Annotated in this window: 18 protein-coding genes and 1 pseudogene; 10 read left to right on the top strand and 9 right to left on the bottom strand. The window is 74.5% G+C overall.

Features of this window, described 5'->3' with window-relative positions:
• The first annotated feature begins 20 nt into the window (after nt 1-20).
• Nucleotides 21-2,132, top strand: a complete 2,112-nt coding sequence (locus RND61_RS24385; RefSeq protein ID WP_315880221.1) for a HelD family protein — start codon at nt 21-23, stop codon at nt 2,130-2,132.
• Between the two features lie 117 nt (nt 2,133-2,249).
• A complete protein-coding gene (locus RND61_RS24380) occupies nt 2,250-3,437 on the top strand; it encodes an ATP-grasp domain-containing protein (RefSeq protein ID WP_315880220.1) in 1,188 nt (395 codons plus the stop codon).
• Nucleotides 3,438-3,638: 201 nt separating this feature from the next.
• Here RND61_RS24380 and RND61_RS24375 read toward each other — a convergent pair whose 3' ends face one another.
• On the bottom strand, nt 3,639-4,400 hold the full coding sequence (locus tag RND61_RS24375; RefSeq protein ID WP_315880219.1) for a DUF5710 domain-containing protein: 762 nt from the start codon (nt 4,398-4,400) through the stop codon (nt 3,639-3,641).
• 155 nt (nt 4,401-4,555) lie between these two features.
• Between RND61_RS24375 and RND61_RS24370 the strand changes: the two genes are divergently transcribed.
• From RND61_RS24370 to RND61_RS24360, 3 genes are all read left to right on the top strand, one after another.
• On the top strand, nt 4,556-4,957 hold the full coding sequence (locus RND61_RS24370; RefSeq protein ID WP_315880218.1) for a helix-turn-helix domain-containing protein: 402 nt from the start codon (nt 4,556-4,558) through the stop codon (nt 4,955-4,957).
• 61 nt (nt 4,958-5,018) lie between these two features.
• Nucleotides 5,019-5,681 carry a hypothetical protein gene (locus RND61_RS24365; protein WP_315880217.1) on the top strand — a complete coding sequence of 221 codons (663 nt, stop codon included), beginning with the start codon at nt 5,019-5,021 and terminating at the stop codon, nt 5,679-5,681.
• A gap of 136 nt (nt 5,682-5,817) precedes the next feature.
• Nucleotides 5,818-6,147 carry a DUF2516 family protein gene (locus RND61_RS24360; RefSeq protein WP_315880216.1) on the top strand — a complete coding sequence of 110 codons (330 nt, stop codon included), beginning with the start codon at nt 5,818-5,820 and terminating at the stop codon, nt 6,145-6,147.
• Between the two features lie 189 nt (nt 6,148-6,336).
• On the opposite strand, the gene RND61_RS24355 is transcribed toward RND61_RS24360, so the two are convergent.
• The 3 genes from RND61_RS24355 to RND61_RS24345 all read right to left on the bottom strand — a co-directional run bounded on the left by RND61_RS24355 (nt 6,337) and on the right by RND61_RS24345 (nt 9,958).
• Nucleotides 6,337-7,572, bottom strand: coding sequence for a PP2C family protein-serine/threonine phosphatase (locus RND61_RS24355; RefSeq protein WP_315880215.1), 1,236 nt, complete (start codon nt 7,570-7,572; stop codon nt 6,337-6,339).
• Nucleotides 7,573-7,825: 253 nt separating this feature from the next.
• Nucleotides 7,826-8,884, bottom strand: coding sequence for a C40 family peptidase (locus tag RND61_RS24350; protein WP_315880214.1), 1,059 nt, complete (start codon nt 8,882-8,884; stop codon nt 7,826-7,828).
• Nucleotides 8,885-9,139: 255 nt separating this feature from the next.
• Entirely contained in the window at nt 9,140-9,958 is an 819-nt protein-coding gene (locus RND61_RS24345) for a class I SAM-dependent methyltransferase (RefSeq protein ID WP_315880213.1), read from the bottom strand.
• An 826-nt stretch (nt 9,959-10,784) separates the two neighbouring features.
• Here RND61_RS24345 and mshA point away from each other — a divergent pair.
• Both mshA and RND61_RS24335 read left to right on the top strand, forming a co-directional pair.
• Entirely contained in the window at nt 10,785-12,131 is a 1,347-nt protein-coding gene (gene mshA / locus RND61_RS24340; protein WP_315880212.1) for a D-inositol-3-phosphate glycosyltransferase, read from the top strand.
• Nucleotides 12,124-12,612: a type III secretion system chaperone family protein gene (locus tag RND61_RS24335; RefSeq protein WP_315880211.1), complete on the top strand. Its 489-nt coding sequence runs from the start codon at nt 12,124-12,126 to the stop codon at nt 12,610-12,612. Before mshA ends, RND61_RS24335 begins: the two co-directional genes overlap by 8 nt.
• A 153-nt stretch (nt 12,613-12,765) precedes the next feature.
• On the opposite strand, the gene RND61_RS24330 is transcribed toward RND61_RS24335, so the two are convergent.
• On the bottom strand, nt 12,766-14,313 hold the full coding sequence (locus RND61_RS24330) for an MDR family MFS transporter (protein ID WP_315880210.1): 1,548 nt from the start codon (nt 14,311-14,313) through the stop codon (nt 12,766-12,768).
• A 126-nt stretch (nt 14,314-14,439) separates the two neighbouring features.
• On the opposite strand from RND61_RS24330, the gene RND61_RS24325 reads away from it, so the two are divergent.
• Entirely contained in the window at nt 14,440-15,201 is a 762-nt protein-coding gene (locus RND61_RS24325; protein ID WP_315880209.1) for a phosphoglyceromutase, read from the top strand.
• Nucleotides 15,202-15,545: 344 nt separating this feature from the next.
• On the opposite strand, the gene helR is transcribed toward RND61_RS24325, so the two are convergent.
• The 4 genes and pseudogenes from helR to phoU form a co-directional block, all read right to left on the bottom strand.
• Nucleotides 15,546-17,693: an RNA polymerase recycling motor ATPase HelR gene (gene helR / locus RND61_RS24320; protein WP_315880208.1), complete on the bottom strand. Its 2,148-nt coding sequence runs from the start codon at nt 17,691-17,693 to the stop codon at nt 15,546-15,548.
• A gap of 282 nt (nt 17,694-17,975) precedes the next feature.
• Nucleotides 17,976-18,128: pseudogene (locus tag RND61_RS32835) on the bottom strand (glycosyltransferase); the annotation flags it as partial.
• A gap of 910 nt (nt 18,129-19,038) precedes the next feature.
• Complete coding sequence (locus RND61_RS24310) at nt 19,039-19,188, bottom strand: hypothetical protein (RefSeq protein ID WP_315880207.1); 150 nt, start codon at nt 19,186-19,188, stop codon at nt 19,039-19,041.
• A gap of 158 nt (nt 19,189-19,346) precedes the next feature.
• Entirely contained in the window at nt 19,347-20,027 is a 681-nt protein-coding gene (phoU, locus tag RND61_RS24305; RefSeq protein ID WP_315880206.1) for a phosphate signaling complex protein PhoU, read from the bottom strand.
• Between the two features lie 206 nt (nt 20,028-20,233).
• Between phoU and RND61_RS24300 the strand changes: the two genes are divergently transcribed.
• Together RND61_RS24300 and RND61_RS24295 are read left to right on the top strand one after the other, a co-directional pair.
• Nucleotides 20,234-21,466: a sensor histidine kinase gene (locus tag RND61_RS24300; RefSeq protein WP_315880205.1), complete on the top strand. Its 1,233-nt coding sequence runs from the start codon at nt 20,234-20,236 to the stop codon at nt 21,464-21,466.
• Nucleotides 21,463-22,143, top strand: coding sequence for a response regulator transcription factor (locus RND61_RS24295; RefSeq protein ID WP_315880204.1), 681 nt, complete (start codon nt 21,463-21,465; stop codon nt 22,141-22,143). The genes RND61_RS24300 and RND61_RS24295 overlap by 4 nt, the downstream gene beginning before the upstream one ends.
• Nucleotides 22,144-22,153: the final 10 nt, after the last annotated feature.

Below are 22,153 nucleotides of genomic sequence, written 5' to 3'. Positions count from 1 at the left end.
GTTGCGTTATTCTCGGGGGAATGACGCCACTCGACCACGACCTGCACCAGGAACGGGCCTTCCACGACCTCTGCCGCGCCGCGCTGACCCGCATGGCGGACGGCGCCGCCGAACGCGTCGTCACCGGTGAGGATGTCTCGGCCTCCGGCGCCGACGCCGAGGACCTCGGTTACCACCTGCGCAGCCACGCCAAGGAACTGCGCGAGGAGCCGCCCGGGCCGCTGTTCTTCGGCCGCCTCGACCACACCGACGGCCGCCGCCACCACATCGGCCGCCGCCGCGTCAGTGCCCACCCGGCCGAGCCGCCCCTCGTCGTCGACTGGCGGGCGCCCGTGGCCCGCGCGTTCTACCAGGCGCGGCCGGATGACCCCCAGGGCGTACGGGTCCGGCGGCGCTTCGGCTGGGCGCCGTACAGCAAGGGCGACTCCGCCGACCTGACGGGCCTGGAGGACGAGCACCTGCAAGGTCCGGCGGGGGCGGCCGGCACGGGCGGCGGGGGCGGCACGGGCGGTGCGGCCGGGGAGGCCGGGGAGGCCGGTGCGGCTGGAGGGGCCGCCGCGCGCTCCGGCGGGCTGCTCGCCGCCGAGATCGAGCGACCGCGCGTCGGGCCCATGCGGGACATCGCCGCGACCATCCAGCCCGAGCAGGACGACCTCGTCCGCGCCCCGCTCGGCACGTCCCTCTGCGTCCAGGGCGCCCCCGGCACCGGCAAGACCGCCGTCGGCCTGCACCGCGCCGCGTACCTGCTGTACACCCACCCCGGGCGCGTCCAGCGCGCGGGACTGCTGATCCTCGGGCCCAACAGGGCCTTCCTCGCGTACGTCTCCGAGGTGCTGCCCGCGCTCGGCGAGCGGGACGTGCGCCAGACCACCGTCGACGAGGAGATCGCCCGCGCCGTCGGCCACGAGCCCCGCGCCGAGGACACCGAAGCGGCGGCGGCCGTCAAGCACGGCGCCCGCATGGCCGCCGTCCTGCGCAGGGCCCTCTACGCGCGCGTGGTGCCCCCGTCCGCGGAACTGGCCGTCCCGGACGGCGCCTACCGCTGGCGCCTCCCGGCCGACGAACTCGCCGTGCTCGTCGAGGGCGTACGGGCGGAGGCCCCGCCGTACCTGGTCGGCCGGGAACGCCTGCGCAGCCGCGTCGTACGGGCCCTGCGCACGCGTGCCGAGCGGCGTGCCGGTCCGGTGGGCGCCGCCTGGGAGCGGCGGGTCGGCCGGTCGCGCCCCGTCACGGCCCTGCTGGACGCGTGCTGGCCCAGGGTCGCCCCCGAGCAGGTGCTCGCCGAGGTGCTGGCCGACCCGCGCGATCCCGCGCTGACCGGTGCCGAGCGCGCCGCGATCCGCTGGGCCAGGCCCCCGCGCTCGTACCGCTCCGCCCGCTGGACCGCCGCCGACCTGGTCCTCCTCGACGAACTGGCCGGGCAGCTCGAACGCACCGCCGGGTACGGCCACATCGTCCTCGACGAGGCGCAGGACCTGTCGCCCATGCAGTGCCGGGCCGTCGCCCGCCGCACCTCCGCGTCCGGTTCGCTGACCGTGCTGGGCGACCTCGCGCAGGGCACCACCCCGTGGGCCGCCCGCGACTGGCGGGAGCAACTGGCGCACCTGGGCCGTCCGGACGCCCGGATCACCGCGCTGACCGCCGGGTACCGGGTGCCGGGCGCCGTCGTGGACCTGGCCAACCGGCTGCTCGGCGCCCTGGGCGTGGACGTGCCGCCCGCGCGGTCGGTCCGGCGGGACGGCGAGGTGACCGTGCGGGCGGTGACCGGCCTGGAGGAGGCGGTGGTGGACGCGGTGCGGGCGGCGCTCGACCGGGAGGGCTCCATCGGCGTGGTCGTGGCGGACGCGGCGTACGAGCGGCTGCGCGGTGCGCTGGAGGCGGCGGGCGTCGCGACGGGGCACCCCGGCGACGTGGCCGCCGGCGCGCCGCGCGTCACGGTGGTGCCGGCCGGGCTGGCGAAGGGCCTGGAGTACGACCACGTCGTCCTCGCCGAGCCCGCCGCCGTCGCGGACGCCGGGCCGCGCGGCCCGCACCGGCTGTACGTGGCGCTCACCCGCGCGGTGTCCCGGCTGGACGTCCTCCACACCCGGCCGCTGCCGGGGGAGTTGGGCGCGGCCGTCGGGATGTCGTGACCGCACGGCCCGGGGGCGCGCACGGGCCCGGAGGGGGCGCCCGGCCACTACGATCACCCGTGTGGAGTGGGGGGACGGACACCGCACCGGCCGGGCGCGCGCCCCGGGGCGCGCGCCGTGACGCTCGTGGTCCTCGGCGCCGACGCGGCGGTCGCCCGCGCGGCGGCCACGCTGCCCGTCGACGTCGTCCACGTACGGCTGCCCGGCGCGGCTCCCCTCGACGCGCCCGCCGTCGCCCACCACGCGGTCGACTACCAGCACGGGCCCACGTTCCTCGCCTTCGTCGACGAGGTGCTGCGCCCCCTGTCCCCGGCCGCCGTCGTCTCGCTCACCGAACTCGGCCTCGAACCGGCGGCCGTCGCGGCCCGCCGCCTCGGCGCGGCCGGGGCGCCCCCGCAGGCCGTACGGGCCACGCGCGACAAGCTGGAGATGCGGCGCGTACTGGAGCGGTCGGCCCCGCACCTGAACCCGCCGTTCGCGGCCGGCGACGACGCGGAGGCGGTGGCCCGGCTGTTCGGCGCGGACCGCGGCCCGAAGGCGCCGGTCGTCGCCAAGCCGGTCGCGGGCACCGGCAGCAACGCGGTCACGCTCCTGAGGTCGGCGGCGGACCTGCCGGAGGACCGCAGGACCCGGGCCACGCTGCTCGAACGGTACGTCGGGGGACGGGAGTACAGCGTCGAGACGCTGTCCTCGGGCGGGCGCCACACGTGCCTCGGCATCGCGGAGAAGCGCACCGAGGGCGAGGCGTTCGTGGAGGTCGCCCACCTGATGCCGGCGCCGTCGCTGGACGCGGCCGGGCGGCGGCGCGTGGAGCGGGCGGTCGCGGAACTGCTCGACGCGGTGGGCCTCACGGACGGCCCGGCCCACACGGAGGTCAAGGTCGACGGCGCGCGCGTGACCGTCATCGAGACGCACAACCGCCCCGGCGGCGACGGCATCCCCGACCTCGTACGCCTCACCCGGGGGGTCGACTGGCGGCGCGCCGCGCTGGGCTGGCCGGTCGGCGTGGGCCCGCGCGAGGAGCCGGAGGAGGCGGTGGCGGCCGCGGCGGCGACCGTGTTCGTCACCGCCCCGCCGGGCCGGGTGGCGGCGGTCGCCCCGCGGCCCGCCCCGACCGGGTGGCGGCTGGTGGGCTGGGACGTCCCGGTGGAACCGGGTGACCCGGTCTCCCCGCTCAGGTCGTCGGCGGACCGGCTGGGCATGGCGGTGCTGACGGCGGACGGCACGCGCGCGTGCGCGGACGCGGTCGACGAACTGAGGTCCCGGACGATCGTGACGACCCACCCCCCGGAGGACGGCGCGTGACGGCTCCGGACGCCGCCTTGGCTCCGGACGCCTCTTGGCGCCGGATGCCACCCAACGCCGTCGGACCCCCGGGCCGTCCAACGTCGTCTGGGACCCCGGCCGCCCAACGCCGTCGGGGGCCTCGGTCGTCTGACGCCGTCAGGACCACCGGTCGGCCCGGTCGGGGCCCCAGCCGCCCAACGCCGTCAGGGCTCCGGCCGTCTAGCGCCGCCCGGACCGCCGGTCGGCCCGGTCGGGGCCGGGCCGGTGGGGCACTGCCGGCCGGCCCTCGGCGCGCAGCGTCTCCGCGGCGACCCTGACGCGTTCTCCCGCCCCGGGGGGCGGGGCGAGCCTGATCCCGGCGTCGGTGAGGATGCCCAGGTCCAGCTCCCAGGCGACCTGCGAGCGCCTCTCCCACACCGCGAAGGCGGTCCGGACGTGCTCCCGGGCCTGCGGCTCGGTCATCCCGGTGACCTTCACCAGGTGGGCGAACGCCCGCGCCTCGACACCGCGGACCTGGGCGTAGCCGTAGTGGGTGACCGTGTGGCAGTCGGTGCACAGGCAGATGAGGCGCTTGAGGGTCTGCACGCGCGCGGCCTCGTCGAAGGTCCACCGCTCGTGGGCCTCCAGCCACCGCTTCTGCTCGCGGTCCTCGGCGGCCCCGCAGACCTCGCACCGCTGCCCGGCCCGACGGGTGATCATCCGGCGGAGCCGCTCCCAGTCCCTCCCGTCCACACAGGAGCGGACGTTGGTGAACCAGCAGGTCTGCGGCACCAGGTCGACGAACAGGCCGCTGCCGAGGCTCCGGTCCTCCCCCGGCAGCAGATCGGGAACGTCCGGCGCGGCCGCCCACCGCTCCAGCTCCGCCATCCCCGGGCGCGGCGCGTACCAGCGCTTGGCGGCGGGGTCCCACCGGGCCCCGCCCTTCTTCGCCGCGTCCTTCTCGGCGAACGGCACGTCCAACCAGACCCGCTCAACAGCCATGGTGGCCCTCCCCGTTGACGTCTTCTCCCATGCTGGCACGGGACGCGGAGGAGGGACCCGCGGGGCGCACCTGTCCTGTCCGCCGGATGTCCGGGTTGAGTAACTGCGGCAAGCATGTGCTTGCAATTGTTAGCGAGGGCGGGCAGCATCGGAGCATGGCATCACTCAACGTCGGCAACCTCGGCGAGTACCTGCGCGAGCAGCGGCGCACCGCGCAGCTCTCGTTGCGGCAGCTCGCGGAGGCGGCCGGGGTGTCGAATCCGTATCTGAGCCAGATCGAGCGCGGGCTGCGCAAGCCGAGCGCGGAGGTGCTCCAGCAGGTCGCCAAGGCGCTGCGGATCTCCGCGGAGACGCTGTACGTGCGGGCCGGGATCCTCGACGAGCGGGACCGCGAGGAACTGGAGACGCGGGCCGCCATTCTCGCCGACCCCTCGATCAACGAGCGGCAGAAGCAAGTGCTGCTGCAGATCTACGACTCCTTCCGCAAGGAGAACGCGCTCGACACGGACGGCGGCACCGGTGATGCCGGAGCAGGCACAGGATCTACCGAACTCTGACTCCGCGACGATCGCGCGCACCGCCGCGCGACGAACCCGCGACACGGGAGGACCACAGACCATGGCCATCATCGACGAGCTGCGTACGCCCCTCTACTTCGCCGCCGGTACCGCCGACCTCGCCGTGCAGCAGGCCCGCAAGATCGCTGCCGAAGCCCCGTCCCGGCTCGACGCGGTGCGCAACACCGACCCGAAGGCGGTCCAGGAGAAGGTCGCCGCGCAGGCCAAGGAGGCCCAGGCGACGCTCCAGGCCAAGTTCACCGAGCTGGTCGGCGGCTTCGACACGGACCTGAAGAAGCTCGGCGAGACCGCCCAGGGCCTGGCCCTGCGCGGGGTCGGCGCCGCGGCCGAGTACGCCGTGAAGGCCCGTGAGGCGTACGAGAAGGTCGCCGAACACGGCGAGCAGGCCGTCAAGGCGTGGCGCGGCGAGGCGGCCGAGGAGATCACCGAGATCGCCATCGCCGTCGAGCCCGACTCCGCCCCGGCGCCCAAGACCGGCAAGAACGAGGACACCGAGAAGGCCGGGAAGGCGGCCGGGGCCGCCGATGAGGCCGACCGGGCCACCGGTGCCGAGGAGCCCGCTCCGGTCGCTCCGGTCAGGGCGGACGCCGAGGCCGCCGAGTCCGGCACCGCGTCCGCCGAGTCCGGCACGGCGCGGAAGACCTCCGCCCGGAGGAGCACCGCCCGGAAGACCGCCTCCTCGGGCACCGCCGACGAGAAGTGAGCCGCCGCGCCCGGCCGGACCGTACGCCGACACCGCGTCGGCGTACGGTCCGGCCAGGCACCTTCACGGTTGCCGGGGCGTTGTACGGGTACCTTGGCCGCGAGGCGCTCCATCCACCTACCAGGCGGTGCTCACCATGCTGATGTCCGGTTTCAACTCGTTGGTCGGGCTGCTCTTCCTCGCGATGCTCGTGTTCGCCGTCGTCGCGCTGGTCTTCGCCGCCCTGGCGCGCGAGGACGCCTACCGGGCCGCGGACAAGCAGACCAAGTCGTTCTGGCTGATCATCCTGGGGGTCACGGTCGCCGTGGACCTCTTCGTGAACTTCCTGGTCCTCCAGCTCGCCGGACTCGTCGCGACCATCGTCTTCATGGTGGACGTACGCCCCGCCCTCCGCCAGGTGTCGGGCGGCGGCCGTCGCGGCTCCAGCAGCGACGGCCCGTACGGCCCTTACAACGGCGGCCGGTAGCGGCCCGGGCCACCCCGGGGACAGGGCCAGGCGACCCGGGAGAGGACCGGGCGCCCCCGGACAGGGCCGGGCGCCCCCGGGCAGGGCGGGCGACCTCGGACGGCCGGGCCGTCCGGCGCGGGGCGCGTGGGGCCCGCGGGCCGCGCACGCGGGCCGCGGCCGGAGCGGCCCGTCAGGCGGGCGGCCCCGTCAGCGGGCGGCGCGGTCCAGGAGGAGGACCGCCACGTCGTCCGTGAGCTCCCCTTCGTTCAGGTCGCGGACCTCCGCCACCGCGGCCTCCAGGAGCTCCTCGCCGGCCAGGCCCCTGGCCAGCTGGCGGTTGATCATGTCGACCATGCCCTCCTGCCCGAGCCGTGGCGAACCGGGGCCTGCCGAGCGGCCCTCGATCAGGCCGTCGGTGTACATCATCAGGCTCCACACCCCGCCCAGCTCCACCTGCCGCCGCGGCCACCGCGCCTTCGGCAGCACGCCCAGCGCCGGGCCGCCGTCCTCGTACGGGAGCAGCCGGGCGCCCTGCGCGGGGCGGGCGAGGAGCGGCGCCGGGTGGCCGGCCAGGCACAACCCGGCCCGCCGCCCGTCGGGCGCGATGTCCACGGTGCACAGGGTCGCGAAGATCTCCTCGCTCTCCCGCTCGTGCTCCAGCACCTGCTGGAGCGTCGACAGCAGCTCGTCCCCGCACAGCCCCGCGAACGTCAGCGCCCGCCACGCGATGCGCAGCTCCACGCCGAGTGCCGCCTCGTCGGGGCCGTGCCCGCACACGTCGCCGATCATGGCGTGCACCGTGCCGTCCGGGGTGCGCACCGTGTCGTAGAAGTCACCGCCCAACAGGGCGCGCGAGCGGCCCGGCCGGTAGCGGGCGGCGAACCGCAGGTCGGAGCCCTGGAGCAGCGGTGTCGGCAGGAGCCCGCGCTCCAGCCGGGCGTTCTCCTGGGCCCGCAGTCGCGACTCGGCCAGCTTCACCTGCACCGAGTCGGCGCGCTTGCGCTCCACCGCGTACCGGATGGCCCGGCTCAGCAGCGGCCCGTCCAGCTCCTCCCGGAACAGCCGGTCCTGCGCGCCCGCCCGTACCGCCTCCGCCGCCAGCTCCGCGCGCTCCGACCTCGCCAGGGCGAGCACGGCGTGGCGCGGGGCGACGCGCAGGACGTGCCGCAGCGCGGACAGAGGATCGTCGCCGCGCCGCGCGTCGGTGGGCAGGTCGAGGTCGACCAGGACGCAGTGCACGTCGTCGGTGAGAAGCCGCTCGGCCTCCGTGAGGTTCCGGGCGGTGCGTATGCGGACGCGGCCGCCGGCGGCGTCGACCAGTTCGGGGACGGTGAAGGTGCCCGCCGGGTCCTCCTCGATCACCAGCAGAGTGAGGTCACCGTTCGACACGTCGAGCGTGTTCACCCTCTGCCGCTGTGCGGGCACGGGCGCGGGTACGGGCATCGGTTCGGTTTCCTTCCCTCCCCCCGAGGGTGCGGGTGGAGCGCCGGACGACGCTCCGCCGACGGGGACCATAGCGGCACCCGGCGCCCGAACGGAATGGCGATCAGTGAAGACTCCGCGGCATATGCCGTGCATGGGGAGGTAGTTGGCCCCCTCCTCATGAGAAACATCACGTGAGGAGCGTGCTCCACCCGCGCCCGGACCCACCGGACGCCCCGGCCGACCTGCCCGTAACGCAGCTCCCGTAATGCGGCTACTTGTCCGGACGGACGACACCCAGGATCGGTATCGAACCGGCACCCGACACCGTGATGTGCCGCCCCGGCCGCGGGGCGTGGACCATCGAGCCGTTCCCGATGTACATCCCCACGTGGCTGGCGTCATCGAAGTAGATGATCAGGTCGCCGGGCCGCATGTCCTGGACCGCCACCTTCGGCAGCAGCCGCCACTGCTCCTGCGACGTGCGCGGGATGCCGCGGCCGGCCGCGCCCCAGGCCCGCTGCGTGAGCCCCGAGCAGTCGTACGCGTCCGGGCCCTCCGCGCCCCACACGTACGGCTTGCCGACCTGGGCCATGGCGAACGCGACGGCCTCCTCGCCCTGCGCGCTCGCGCCGTGTCCGGCCTCCTTCAGGGCGCCCGACGCCAGCCACGCCGCCTGCGCGTTCGACTGTGCCTGCCGCTCCAGGAGCCGCAGCCGCTCCCGCTCGGCGGCCTCCAGCCGCGACTCCAGCTTCTCCGCCGCGGCGATCTTCTCCGTTATCAGCTTCTTCGCCCTGGCCTGGCGGGCGCGGTTCGCCTCCAGGCGGGTCCACTCGGCGCTGGCGTCCCCGGTGTACGTCTCCAGGTCCTCCTGGCGCTGCTGGAGCTCCGCCAGCAGGTCCTTGGTCGCCTTCTGGCCCTGCGCGAGACGGTTGGCGCCCTCCAGGAAGAGCTGCGGATCGTCGGTGAGGACGAGCTTCGCCTCCTCCGGGATGCCGCCGTTGCGGTACTGGGCGCGGGCGGCCGCGCCGGCGCGGCGCTTCAGCTCCTCGATCTTCTCCTGGCCGTCCACGATCGCCCGGGACAGCTTCACGATCTCGGCGGACTGCTTCTTCGCCTGCTCCTCCGCGAGGTTGTACGCGTCGGTGGCGGAGGCGGCCTGCCGGTACAGCGCCTCGATCTCGGCGCGCACCTCCTCCAGGCTCTTCTCCGGCAGCCGGGCGGTCGCACCGGGCGTCGGCGCGGGTGCGGGCGCGGCGTGGGCCGGCGCCGCGAGAACGGTCAGGGCGCACACCGCGGTGATCGCGACGGTGACGCGACGGCGTCGATTCACAGGCTTCCCCCTCCGGACGTCGACCGACCAGGCGGCACCGCTCCCCATCTGATTTACCGTCAGTAACTCTCGGTGCCGCTGGCGATCGTGCCATGTCACCGGTGAAAGTAACAGGGCCGGGAGGGGGTCCCGACCGGCTGTCCACAGACTGGGGGCGAGTGGCGCCACCAGGGCGGTTGTCCACAGGGCGGGGTTGCGGTGCCGCGGGCCGCCGTGCTCCTGCCGGGCCGTCGTGCTCTACCGGACCGCTGTGCTCTACCGGGGCGCCGTGGGCCAGCCCCGCGGCGCCAGCGCGTCCCAGCGCACCGTCAACTCGCCCTGGCGCCAGCGGCGACGCCCGTCGGCCAGCGGCCAGTCCGCCGCCAGGGCCGAAGCCGTCGCGATCCACCGCTGGCGGGCCCCCAGGGAGGCGTACGGGGCAGCCGCCGCCCAGGCCCGGTCGAAGTCCCGCAGGAACGCGTGCACCGGCTCACCCGGGACGTTCCGGTGGATCAGCGCCTTGGGGAGCCGCTCCGCCAGGTCCGAGGGGCGCTCCAGGGAGCCGAGGCGCGTGGCGAACGTCACCGTGCGCGGCCCCTCGGGGCCCAGCGCCACCCAGACGTGGCGGCGGCCGATCTCGTCGCAGGTGCCCTCCACGAGGAGGCCGCCCCGCGCCGCGAGGCGCCCGCACAGGCGGGCCCACACGTCCGCGACCTGGTCCTCGTCGTACTGGCGCAGGACGTTCGCCGCGCGGATCAGGGCGACCGGGCCGTCGACGGGCACCTCGAAGCCGCCGTGTGCGAACGACAGGCCCTCGCGCGCGTAGGGCCGGGCGGCGGCCACGCGCGCGGGGTCGATCTCCACGCCCACGACCCGGGCGCGAGGGTCGGCGTCCCGGCGGAGGCGGTCCAGCAGCTCCACGGCGGTCCAGGGGGCCGCGCCGTAGCCGAGGTCGACGGCGACCGGCGGGGCGTCGGCACGCCGCAGGTCGGCGCCGTGGGCATCGGCGATCCAGCGGTCCATGCGGCGCAGCCGGTTGGGGTTGGTGGTCCCGCGCGTGGGACTCCCGACAGGGCGTGTCATCCGCGGAGCCATGCCCACGAGCGTAGACGCTCCCCTGGACCCCCCTTCCCGGACGCCCGCCCCCCGGCTCGGGCTCGGGCTCCGGCTCCGGCTCCAGCCCCGGAGCCCCGGCCCGGGCGCCCCGGTCCCGGCCCTGCTCGGAGAGCCCTGGGTGGTCCCCGCCCCGCGGGGTACCACCCGGACGCCCGCTCACCCGGGAGACTCCGGCTCCGAACCCCCGGCCGTACGCCCGGGCCCCGGAGTCCCCGACCGGAGAACCCCGGGCACGGTGCTCACCCGGCGAGGTACCCGGACGCGCGCCCACCCGGGAGGCCCCGGCTCCGGGCCCCCATCCGGCCCTCAGCCCCGGCCCGAGCCCCGGCCCCAGCCCTGACCCGACACCCTGGCTCCCGGCTCCACCCCTGCGCCGCAGCCCCGCCCGCGAGGTACCCGGACACGTGCGCCCGCCCGGAGAGCCGCCGGGCGTGAGACCCCGCCCGCGAGGTACCCGGACACGCGCGTCCACCCGGGAGAACCCGGCCCAGACCCCGGACCATCACCTCAGTCCCGGCCCGTCACCCCAGCTCCAGGCCCCAATCTCACGCCCCGGCCCACCCCGGCCCCCCAGCCCCGGCCCGAGCCCCGCCCCTCACCCCGACCCCCCGGCCCCGCCCGGGACGCCCCCGCCCGGGTCACCCCGGCCCCGGGCCCCGGACCGTCCCCGACCCGGCGTAATGAATTGGCAAAGCGGAAATGAAAGGGCACCCCCGCGCTGTTGTGGCGGGGCGGAGAGGGGTCTGCCGGCCTCTTCCCTGCCATGCCGTGCCCGCCCCTGACCCTGAGCGGAAGGACCGACGAGGTGAGCCAGTACGTGTCCCGGTTCTCCGGCACCCTGGTACCGCCGCCCCGGCTCAGGCTGCCCGGACGGCACCGCCGCGGACCGCGGCGGGTCGCCATGCTGAGCGTCCACACCTCCCCGCTCCACCAGCCAGGCACCGGCGACGCGGGCGGCATGAACGTCTACATCGTCGAGCTGGCGAAACGTCTCGCCGCCATCGACATCGAGGTCGAGGTCTTCACGCGCGCGACCGCCGGCGGCCTGCCCCGGTCCGTCGAGCTCGCGCCCGGCGTCCTCGTGCGGCACGTCGAGGCAGGCCCGTACGAGGGCCTCAACAAGGAGGACCTGCCGGCCCAGCTCTGCGCCTTCACCCACGGCGTCATGCGCGCGTGGGCCCGCAACCGTCCCGGCCACTACGACCTGGTCCACTCCCACTACTGGCTCAGCGGCCACGTCGGCTGGCTCGCCGCCGAACGCTGGGGCACCCCGCTCGTCCACGCCATGCACACCATGGCCAAGGTCAAGAACGCCGCGCTCGCCGAGGGCGACACCCCGGAGCCCGCCGCGCGCGTGATCGGGGAGACGCAGATCGTACGAGCCTCCGACCGGCTGATCGCCAACACGGCCGGCGAGGCCGACGAGCTGGTCCACCACTACGACGCCGACCCCGCGAAGGTGGCCGTCGTCCACCCCGGCGTCAACCTGGACCGCTTCCGCCCCGCCGACGGCCGCGCCGCCGCACGGGCCCGCCTCGGCCTGCCGCAGGACGCCTTCGTCCCGCTCTTCGCCGGCCGCATCCAGCCCCTCAAGGCCCCGGACGTCCTGCTCCACGCCGCCGCCCGGCTCCTCGACGCCGACCCGTCCCTGCGCTCCCGCACGGTCGTCCCCGTCGTCGGCGGGCCCAGCGGAAGCGGCCTCGCCAAGCCGGAGGGCCTGCAGAAGCTGGCGGCCCGGCTCGGCATCGCCGACGTGGTCCGCTTCCACCCGCCCGTGGCGCAGCAGGAGCTGGCCGACTGGTTCCGCGCGGCGAGCGTCCTCGTCATGCCGTCGCACAGCGAGTCCTTCGGGCTCGTCGCCATCGAGGCGCAGGCCACCGGCACGCCCGTCGTGGCGGCAGCGGTCGGCGGCCTGCCGGTGGCCGTGCGGGACGGCGAGACCGGCTTCCTGGTCGAGGGCCACGATCCCGCCGACTACGCGCGCGTACTGGCCCGGTTCGCCGCCGACCCGCACCTCACGGACCGCCTCGGCGACGCCGCCGCGCACCACGCGCGGTCCTTCGGCTGGGACCGGGCCGCGGCGGCCACCGCGGAGGTGTACGCGGCTGCCGTGCACGAGCACCGCCGTCGCGTACGCTCGCCCCATGGCTGACGCACAGCAGATCATCGAGTCCGCACTGCGCGACGCCGACCTGGCCTGGGAGTCACCGGAGCCCGGCTCGTACGTCGTCACGCTCCCCGGCACCAAGAAGCTGTCCACCACGCTCTCCCTGCGCCTCGGCAACCACTCGCTGTCCCTCAACGCCTTCGTCATCCGCCACCCGGAGGAGAACGAGGCGGCCGTCCACCGCTGGTTGCTGGAGCGGAACCTGAAGCTCTACGGCGTCGGGTACGCCGTCGACCCGCTCGGCGACGTCTACCTCACCGGCAAGCTCCCGCTGTCCGCCGTCACGCCCGACGAACTGGACCGCCTGATGGGCTCCGTCCTGGAGGCGGCGGACGGCGCGTTCAACACGCTCCTGGAGATGGGCTTCGCGTCGGCGATCCGCAAGGAGTACGAGTGGCGGGTCTCCCGCGGCGAGTCCACCCGCAACCTGGAGGCGTTCAGCCACCTCACGCAGCCGTCGAAGTGACGCCACGGCCTGCCGGCCACCCGTACGGTCCGGCTGGTCAAGCTTGACCAGTGCGCTCGAAGGGCCCCCGCCCCGCCCCACCGCACGTACCGGGGGCGTACGACACCCCCGTGTCCGTACGCCCCCGGAGTCTTCGCGCCGCCCGGCGCGCCCTCACACCGCGCTGAGCCCGGCCTCCCGGCTACCGGCCGTCTCGGCTTCACCGGGGCTCTCAGCCACTTCGGCCTTCACACCCGCACCGGTGGCCACACCCGCGCCGGCCACCACCACCGCACCCGCACTGGCCTTCATACCCGCACCGGTCGTCACGTCCACCTCAGACACTGCTACCGCACCGGACACCGCACTCGCCCCGGTCGCCACACTCGCACCCGTACCGGTCGCCGCACCCGCCCCAGACACCGCACTCGTACCCGTACCAGTCACCGCACCCGTCCCGGGCACCGCACCCGTACCAGCCACCGCGTCCGCCCCGGCGCCCGCCTCGCCCCCGCTCAGCGCGCGCCGCAGCAGCAGCGCGTACCCGGCGGCCGCCACCAGCGCGACGGCGGCGCACCCCAGCCACAGGAAGCCCGGCCCCGGACCGGTCACGACCCAGCCCGCCGTGATCGGCGCGACGAACCCGCCGACCGACCACGCCATCCCCATCACGCCCTGGTACCGGCCGCGGGCGTGCACCGGCGCCAGCCGGGCGGTGGCGGCGGCGTTCGTCGGGACGTAGACCATCTCGCCGACCGTCCACACCACCACGGTCACCGCGAACATCAGCGGCGTCCCCACCAGCGCCGTCGCCCCCGTACCCACCGCGAACAGCAGCGCCGAGACGATGAGCAGCGCGACCGGCGACCGCCGCTCGGTGATCTTGTTGACGAGCAGCTGGAAACCGACGATGACGACGCCGTTCACCGCGATGACCATGCCGTACGCGTCCGGCTCCAGCCCCTCGGCGGTCATGGTCAGCGGCAGGCCGACCCACGGGGTGCTGAAGACGGTGCACACGAGCAGGCTCAGCAGCACCAGCGTCCGGAACGGCCCGTCCCGCAGCACGTCCAGCGTCGTCAGCCGGGGCCCGGCGGAACGCTTCCCGTCCGCGCCCACCGGCGTCTCGGGCCGCGTCTCCGGCAGCCGTACGAACACGATCAGCGCGCACAGCGCCGTCGCGACGGCCTCCGCCAGGAACAGCGTCCGGTAGCCGAGGAACAGCGCGGCGCCGCCACCGGTCGCGGCGATGGCGAAGCCCAGGTTGAGGGCCCAGTAGTTCAGCGCGTACGCCCGCCGCCGGTCGTGCTCCGGCACCTGGTCCGCGATGGTCGCGCCGATGGCGGGCCGCACGGACTGCATCGCGACACCCATGAGGAGCACCACCGCGGCGACCGCCCAGGGGCTGGTCACCACCGCCAGCGCCACCGCGCACCCGGCCCCCGTCAGGTGCCCGGCCACCATCGTCGGCCGGCGCCCCCACCGGTCGCTGAGCATGCCGCCCAGCGGCGACCCGGCGATGCCGCCGAGCCCGTGCAGCGCGACGACGAGCCCCGCGTACCAGCCGGAGAAGCCCAGCTCCTGGGTGAGGAAGAGCGACAGGAACGTCAGGACGAACGCGCCCGTACGGTTCACCAGCGTCGACAGCCACAGCCACCAGAACCCCTCCGGGAGCCCCGACACCGTGCGCCGGGCTGAACGTATGAGCGGGACGATGGACACGCGAGCTCCCTGGTAAGCGGCTTTTTGCTTACCTAGGTCTTACGCGCTTCCACGGCCCGTTGGCCACTGGATTGACGGGGACCGTCAAGCGTCCGAGTGCCGGGAGCGTCCACTAATCTCGTACGCATGGCCGACGCACCGTACAAGCTGATCCTCCTCCGCCACGGCGAGAGCGAGTGGAACGCGAAGAACCTGTTCACCGGTTGGGTGGACGTCAACCTCACCGAGAAGGGCGAGAAGGAGGCGGTCCGCGGCGGTGAGCTGCTCAAGGACGCGGGTCTGCTCCCCGACGTACTCCACACGTCCCTCCAGAAGCGCGCGATCCGCACCGCGCAGCTCGCCCTGGAGGCCGCCGACCGCCACTGGATCCCGGTCCACCGCTCCTGGCGGCTGAACGAGCGGCACTACGGCGCGCTCCAGGGCAAGGACAAGGCGCAGACGCTCGCCGAGTTCGGCGAGGAGCAGTTCATGCTCTGGCGCCGCTCGTACGACACCCCGCCGCCGGTCCTCGCCGACGACGACGAGTTCTCGCAGGCCGGCGACGCGCGCTACGCGACGATCCCGCCGGAGCTGCGTCCGCGCACCGAGTGCCTGAAGGACGTCGTCATCCGCATGCTGCCGTACTGGTACGACGGCATCGTCCCCGACCTGCTGGCGGGCCGCACGGTCCTGGTCGCCGCCCACGGCAACAGCCTCCGCGCCCTGGTCAAGCACCTGGACGGCATCTCCGACGCCGACATCGCGGGCCTGAACATCCCGACGGGCATCCCGCTGTACTACGAGCTCGACGCCGACTTCAAGCCGGTCACCCCGGGCGGCAAGTACCTCGACCCCCAGGCCGCCGCAGCCGCCATCGAAGCCGTGAAGAACCAGGGCAAGAAGAAGTAACCGCCCAAGAACAAGCCCCCTGCCTGCGGTTTCCCCGCCGGGAGGGGGCTTTTCGCTGCCTCTGGGCCCTCTCCGGGCCGTCAGGGCGATGGGGCCGTGTGCTCTCCGGATTCCGGCTCCTGGCCGGGCCCCCACGCTTCTGTCCCCGCCCGGCCGCCCCGGTGTTCGCGTTCGCGGTTGGCGTCGTTGGGACGGTTCGGCGCCCGCTCGCGCGGTGCCTCGTGCACGACACCCCGGCCCGGTTCACCGCCCACCTGCGTGGTGCCTCGTGTGCGGGCCCCCTCCCGGGTGCTTCGGTGGCGCGTGGTGCCGAAGCGTTCGGGAGGGGGAGGGTGGCCGGGGTGTCAGGGGCTGGTGAGGACGACGAGTTGGCGGGTCGCGCGGGTCATCGCGACGTAGCGGTCCACCGCCCCCTCCACGCCCCCGCCGAACGCCTCCGGGTCGACGAGGACCACGAGGTCGAATTCGAGCCCCTTCGACAGCTCCGGCGTCAGCGACCGTACGCGCGGCCTCTCCCGGAACGCGGGGGCGCCGATGACGCAGGCGGTCCCGTCGGCGTGCGCGGCGAGCCAGTCGTCGAGGACCGCGTCCAGGTCCGCGGCGGACCCGTGGACGACGGGGACGCCGCCGCTGCGGATGGAGGTCGGCACGTTGGCGTCCGGGAGTACGGCCCGGATGACCGGTTCGGCCTCCGCCATGATCTCCGCCGGCGTCCGGTAGTTGACGCTCAGGGAGGCCAGGTCGATCCGGTCGAACCCGACCCGCTCCAGCCGCTCCCGCCACGACTCCGTGAACCCGTGCCGGGCCTGGGCGCGGTCCCCGACGACGGTGAAGCTCCGGGACGGGCACCGCAGCAGCAGCATCTGCCACTCCGCGTCGGTCAGTTCCTGGGCCTCGTCCACGACGACGTGCGCGAACGGACCGGCGAGCAGGTCCGGTTCGGTGCCGGGCAGCGCGGTCTCGTCGATCAGGGCGTCCCGCAGGTCCTGCCCGTGCAGCATCGTCACCGCGCCCTCGCCGTCGTCGTCGGCGGCGAGCACGTTGTCGATGACGCCCGCCATGCGCTCGCGTTCGGCGGCGACGGCGGCCCTGTGCCGGCGCCTGCGCAGCGCCGCCCCCGGGTCGCCGAGCCGCTGCCGTGCCGCGTCCAGGAGCGGCAGGTCCGACACCGTCCACGCCTGCGCGTCCGCGCGCTGCAGCTTTTGGACGTCCTCGCGGCTCAGCCAGGGCGCGCACATCCGCAGGTACGCCGGTACGGACCACAGGTCCCCCACCAGGTCCGCCGCCTCGATCAACGGCCACGCGCGGTTCAGGGCCCCGGTCAGCTCCGCGTCGTGCCGCAGCGCCCTTCGGAACAGCTCGGCCGGTACGTCGCCGCCGTGCCCGTCCAGCAGGATCGTGGCCAGCTCCTCCCAGATCAGGTCCCGCGCCTCGTTGTGCGGAGTGCCCGGTTCCGGTGCTTCGAACGCCTCGGCCCAGTCGTCGGCGCTCAGGTGGACCTCGCCCCAGGGCGTCGTGACCGTCATCCCCTCGGTGGGCGGCGCCTCGTAGAACCCGACGGCCTTCTCGATCGCCTTCACCATGTCCGCGGACGACTTCAGGCGGGCCACCTCCGGGTCGGTCTCGGTCGTCGCCCCGGCCCCCTCGGCGACGAGGTCCCGCAGGGTGCAGGTCTGCACGCCCTCCTCCCCGAGGCTGGGCAGGACGTCGGCGACGTACCCCAGGTAGGGCTGGTGCGGGCCGACGAAGAGCACGCCGCCCCGGCGGTGACCGAGGCGGGGGTCGGAGTAGAGGAGGTAGGCGGAGCGGTGCAGGGCGACGACGGTCTTCCCCGTGCCCGGGCCGCCGTCGACGACGAGGGCGCCGCGGGACCCCGCGCGGATGATGGCGTCCTGGTCGGCCTGGATGGTGCCGAGCACGTCCCGCATCCGTGGCGACCGGGTGCCGCCCAGGCTGGCGATGAACGCGGACTGGTCGTCGAGCGCGGCGTGCCCGGCGAACCCGTCCGGGGTGAACACCTCGTCCCAGTAGTCGCTGATCCGGCCGCGCGTCCAGCGGTACCTGCGGCGGCTCGCCAGGCCCATCGGGTTGGCGTGGGTGGCCCCGAAGAACGGCTCGGCCGCGGGGGAGCGCCAGTCGAGCAGCAGCCGGCGGCCCGTGCTGTCCGAAAGGCCGAGCCGCCCGACGTACACGGGCTCGGGGTCGTCCGTGCCGACCATGTGCCCGAGGCACAGGTCCAGGCCGAAGCGACGCAGTGTGCGCAGACGGGCGGAGAGCCGGTGGACCTCCGTGTCCCGGTCCATCGCCTCCCGGCCCACGCCGCCGGGCGCCCTGCGTACGGCGTCGAGGCGGTCGGACAGTTCGGCGATCGACTGCTCCAGGCACTCCGCGACGGCTGCGAAGTGCTCCTCGTCGCGGGCGATCAGCGCCGGGTCGGCCTTCGGGGCGAGGCGGTCGGGGAGGTCGAACGCACTGGTGGTCAGGGGGGTCACGTCATCAGCTCCGATCGGGGGCCGCGCGGCCGTGGTGCGCGGCGGGGCGTCCGTACCGGCGCGGCGGCGGACCGGGCGGCCATGGCGGGCGGTGTTCCGCCCGGTGTGGTGGGTCCTGTGGCCGCTGCCGGTCGGGGGCGCCGGGGTTCGCGGGTTGTCGTGTTCTGGTCCGGCTCGACGGGCCTGTGCGGTGCGGGTGCGGCGGGTTGGTGCGGTTCAGGCTCGACGGGCTTGTGCGGTTCGCGCGTACGCGGGCGGCCTTTCCCGGCCGGCCACGTCGAGCACCAGCGGTACGCCGACACCGGCCGACCGCCGCGCGAAGTCGTCGTCCGGCGGCGCGCACCTCCGCGCCTCCGCGCCGAGGGCCCGCAACCGCGCCGCGAGTGCCCCCAGAGGTTCGACGCCCCCGCGCGATCCGTACGTCGACAACAACACCCGCACTTTGGTGACTCCCTTTTTCGCCGGCTCTGGCTCAGGCCGGAAATTCTGCGGCATGACCGGGGCCTTGCCGCAAGCCCCCCTGTGCGATATAAGTTAAAAGTGGCGGGGAGCAGGTACTCCCTTCATCCCTCCCCGCGAGCCGCCGCTGATCGGCGGCCGGCGACAGGCGGTCCCTGCGAAGGCCGCCCCTCGAAGAACCCCGTGAGAGCCGGTTCGTCCGCGGTACGTGGACGGCGAGCGGGACGTCCGGTGCCCGGGCCCGGAAATATCAGCAACCCGGAAGAGTCGAAAGCGCCCCAAAAGCCCTTTCCCGTACGGGCGTTATGGCGGGCGCCGGAGAAATGACCGTCCCGGAGTTCACGGAAAAGCCTCGACCGCTTTTACGGCCTGCTCCGTGGAATCGACCGGCCGATACGACCCCGGGCCGAAGGGGAAAGGCGGGAGGGGGGAGAGGGCGTTCCGGCGGGCCTGTCCGGGCCGGTCACAGCGGCACGACGGCACGGCGGCATGACGGCCCTGCGGACGCGAATCGGTATCCGGCCTACGGGCTCCCGCACCGGCCCCGAGCGGCTCCGCCGCCGTCTGGGCGGCGGGGCTCCACGCCCTCGGTGCGGCGGGACGCGGGCCTGGGGGCGGGCGTACCCGGTCACCGCCGGGTCTCCGCCATCGCCCCGCCGCCAGGCACCGCCCGCGCCACCAACCACCACCCGCACCACCAACCACCGCCCCCGCCACCAAACAGCGCCCCCACCCCTGTACGCGTAGGGCCCCGGCCGAGTCATCCCGGCGCGGGGCCCGTCGTACGGGGAAGGGGGTACGGGCGCGGTGCCCGGACCCCGTGCCCGCGGGCGCCGCGGGTCGCCTTCACCCGCCGCCCGGGGCCGCCGTCACACGGCCGTCACGGTCACCCGCAGCTGCCGCTGCACGAGCAGGGACCGCCCGACTGGCAGCCGCAGCTACAGCCGGAGCCGCACCCGCAGGCGCCGAGCAGGGGCAGGTGGGTCGGTTCGACGGGTGGCTCCTGCTCGGTCCGGATCGTGGGGGAATCTGCCATGGCTTCCTCCTCAGCGGGGGGCCTGTGTCGCCTCGCCCCTCATTGCACGCCCGCCGGTGAGGGCGCATCAACGGCGCATGGAGGCGCCGCGCCGTCCCCGCGCCTCTGCCGTACCACCAGGCGCCCGGGCGGGCCCGTCGGGCCCGAACGCGTCGCCCTCACGCCCCTTCGACCGGCGCCTCCGGCTGCTGGAGCTCGTCGGCGTGCTCACCCGTCACCAGGTACACCACCCGCTTCGCCACCGACACCGCGTGGTCCGCGAAGCGCTCGTAGTAGCGGCCCAGCAGGGTGACGTCGACGGCCGTCTCGATGCCGTGCTTCCAGCGGTCGTCCATCAGGTGCTGGAACAGCGTCCGGTGCAGCAGGTCCATCTCGTCGTCGTCCTGCTCCAACTGGAGCGCCAGGTCGATGTCCTTCGTGATGATGACCTCCGCCGCCTTGGCCATCAGGCGCTGCGCGAGCTGGCCCATCTCCAGGATCGTGGCGTGCAGGTCGCCCGGGACCGCGCGGTTGGGGAAGCGCAGCCGGGCCAGCTTCGCCACGTGCTGCGCCAGGTCGCCGGAGCGCTCCAGGTCGGCGCTCATGCGCAGCGAGGTCACGACGATCCGCAGGTCCGTCGCCACCGGCTGCTGGCGCGCCAGCAGGGCTATCGCGCGGGCCTCCAGGTCGTGCTGGAGGTCGTCGATCTTCTGGTCCGCGGCGATCACCGCCTCCGCCAGCTTGAGGTCAGCGTCGAGCATCGCCGTCGTGGCGCGCCCGATGGCCGACCCGACCAGCCGGGCCATCTCGACCAGCCCTTCGCCGATCGAGTCCAGTTCCTCGTGGTACGCGTCCCGCATGGATGTCCCTCTCTCACTACGCTCGGGGTCCCGGTGGGGCTGGGTGGTGCTCGGGCCCCACGGTGCCACGGTCACGGGACGACACGTCGGGGGCCTCCCTCCCAAGTGAACCGTCACCATCCCCTCGGTGAACTCTGGGCGACGACTGTTCGAGCAGCCACTCGGACGGCTGGGAGTGCGCCGTTGACCATGCCTAACCTGGATGCATGGACGTGAACGCGGCGGTCGCCGCAGTGGCAGCGGTCGCCGGGTTGCTCACCGGTGTCATCGCCATGCTCGCGTTCCGCTGGAGCGAGCGCGACCAGGCGAGGCCCACCCGGACCTCGCTGCACACGGACGCGGTCCTGCCCCCCGGTGTCGACACGGTCCTGTCGGTGCTGCGCTCCTCCGCCGTCGTACTCGACGAGAGCGACTCGGTGGTGAAGGCCAGCTCCGCGGCGTACGCGCTCGGCCTGGTCCGGGGCGGGAAGCTGGCCGTGGAGCCGATGCTCCAGATGGCCCGCGACACCCGGCGGGACGGCGAGATACGGCAGGTCGAGCTGGACCTGCCGCGGCGCGGTACGGGCCGGGGCGAGGCCCTCGCCGTCTCCGCGCGCGTGGCGCCGCTCGGCTCCCGGCTGGTGCTCCTCCTCGTCGAGGACCTGACCGAGGCCCGCCGCATCGAGGCCGTGCGCCGCGACTTCGTCGCGAACGTCAGCCACGAGCTGAAGACGCCCGTCGGTGCCCTGTCCCTGCTGTCCGAGGCGGTCATGGACGCCGCCGACGACCCGGAGGCCGTGACCCGGTTCGCCGGGCGCATGCAGATCGAGGCGACCCGGCTGACCAACCTGGTCCAGGAGCTGATCGACCTCTCCAGGGTCCAGAACGACGACCCGCTGGAGGACGCCGAGCCCGTGCGCGTGGACGAGCTGGTCGCCGAGGCCATCGACCGCTCCCGCCACACGGCCGGCACCAAGAACATCACCATGGCCGCCGGAGGCACCACCGACCTGCGGGTCTGGGGCCACCGCGGTCAGCTCGCCGCGGCCCTCGGCAACCTCGTCGAGAACGCCGTCAACTACTCCCCGGCCCACACCCGGGTCGGGATCGCGGCCCGCCGCGTCACCGCCCCCGGCGGCGACCTCATCGAGATCGCCGTCACCGACCAGGGCATAGGGATCCCCGACAAGGACAAGGAGCGCATCTTCGAGCGCTTCTACCGCGTCGACCCGGCCCGCTCCCGCGCCACCGGCGGTACGGGCCTCGGCCTGGCCATCGTCAAGCACGTGGCCGCCTCGCACGGCGGCGAGGTGACCGTCTGGTCCACCGAGGGCCAGGGCTCCACCTTCACCCTCCGCCTCCCGGAGGCGGGCGCGCGCCGCGACCGCTCCCGGGACCGCCGTACCCCCAGCTCCGAGATCACCAACGAACCGTTCACCGCCCCGGAGGTCCTTCCGTGACCCGTGTGCTTGTCGTCGAGGACGAGGAGTCCTTCAGCGACGCCCTGTCGTACATGCTCCGCAAGGAGGGATTCGAAGTCGCCGTCGCGACCACCGGGCCGGAGGGGCTCGACGAGTTCGAGCGCAACGGCGCGGACCTCGTCCTGCTCGACCTGATGCTCCCCGGGCTGCCCGGCACGGAGGTCTGCCGCCAGCTCCGCGGCCGGTCGAACGTGCCGGTCATCATGGTCACCGCGAAGGACAGCGAGATCGACAAGGTCGTCGGCCTGGAGATAGGCGCCGACGACTACGTGACCAAGCCCTTCTCCTCGCGGGAGCTGGTCGCCCGCATCCGCGCGGTGCTGCGCCGCCGCGGCGAGCCGGAGGAGTCCGCCCCGGCGGCCCTGGAGGCGGGCCCGGTGCGGATGGACGTGGACCGGCACGTGGTGACGGTCGACGGCAACAAGGTGGACCTGCCGCTGAAGGAGTTCGACCTGCTGGAGATGCTGCTGCGCAACGCGGGCCGCGTGCTGACGCGGATGCAGCTCATCGACCGGGTGTGGGGCGCCGACTACGTGGGCGACACCAAGACCCTCGACGTGCACGTCAAGCGGCTGCGCGCCAAGATCGAGCCGGACCCGGGGGCCCCGCGCTACCTGGTCACGGTCCGCGGCCTGGGCTACAAGTTCGAGCCGTAGGCCGCGGCGG

Origin of the sequence: Streptomyces tamarix (assembly GCF_032423885.1) — a bacterium.
GTDB classification, from domain to species: Bacteria; Actinomycetota; Actinomycetes; order Streptomycetales; family Streptomycetaceae; genus Streptomyces; species Streptomyces tamarix.
This window is presented reverse-complemented; position numbering and strand designations above follow the sequence as displayed.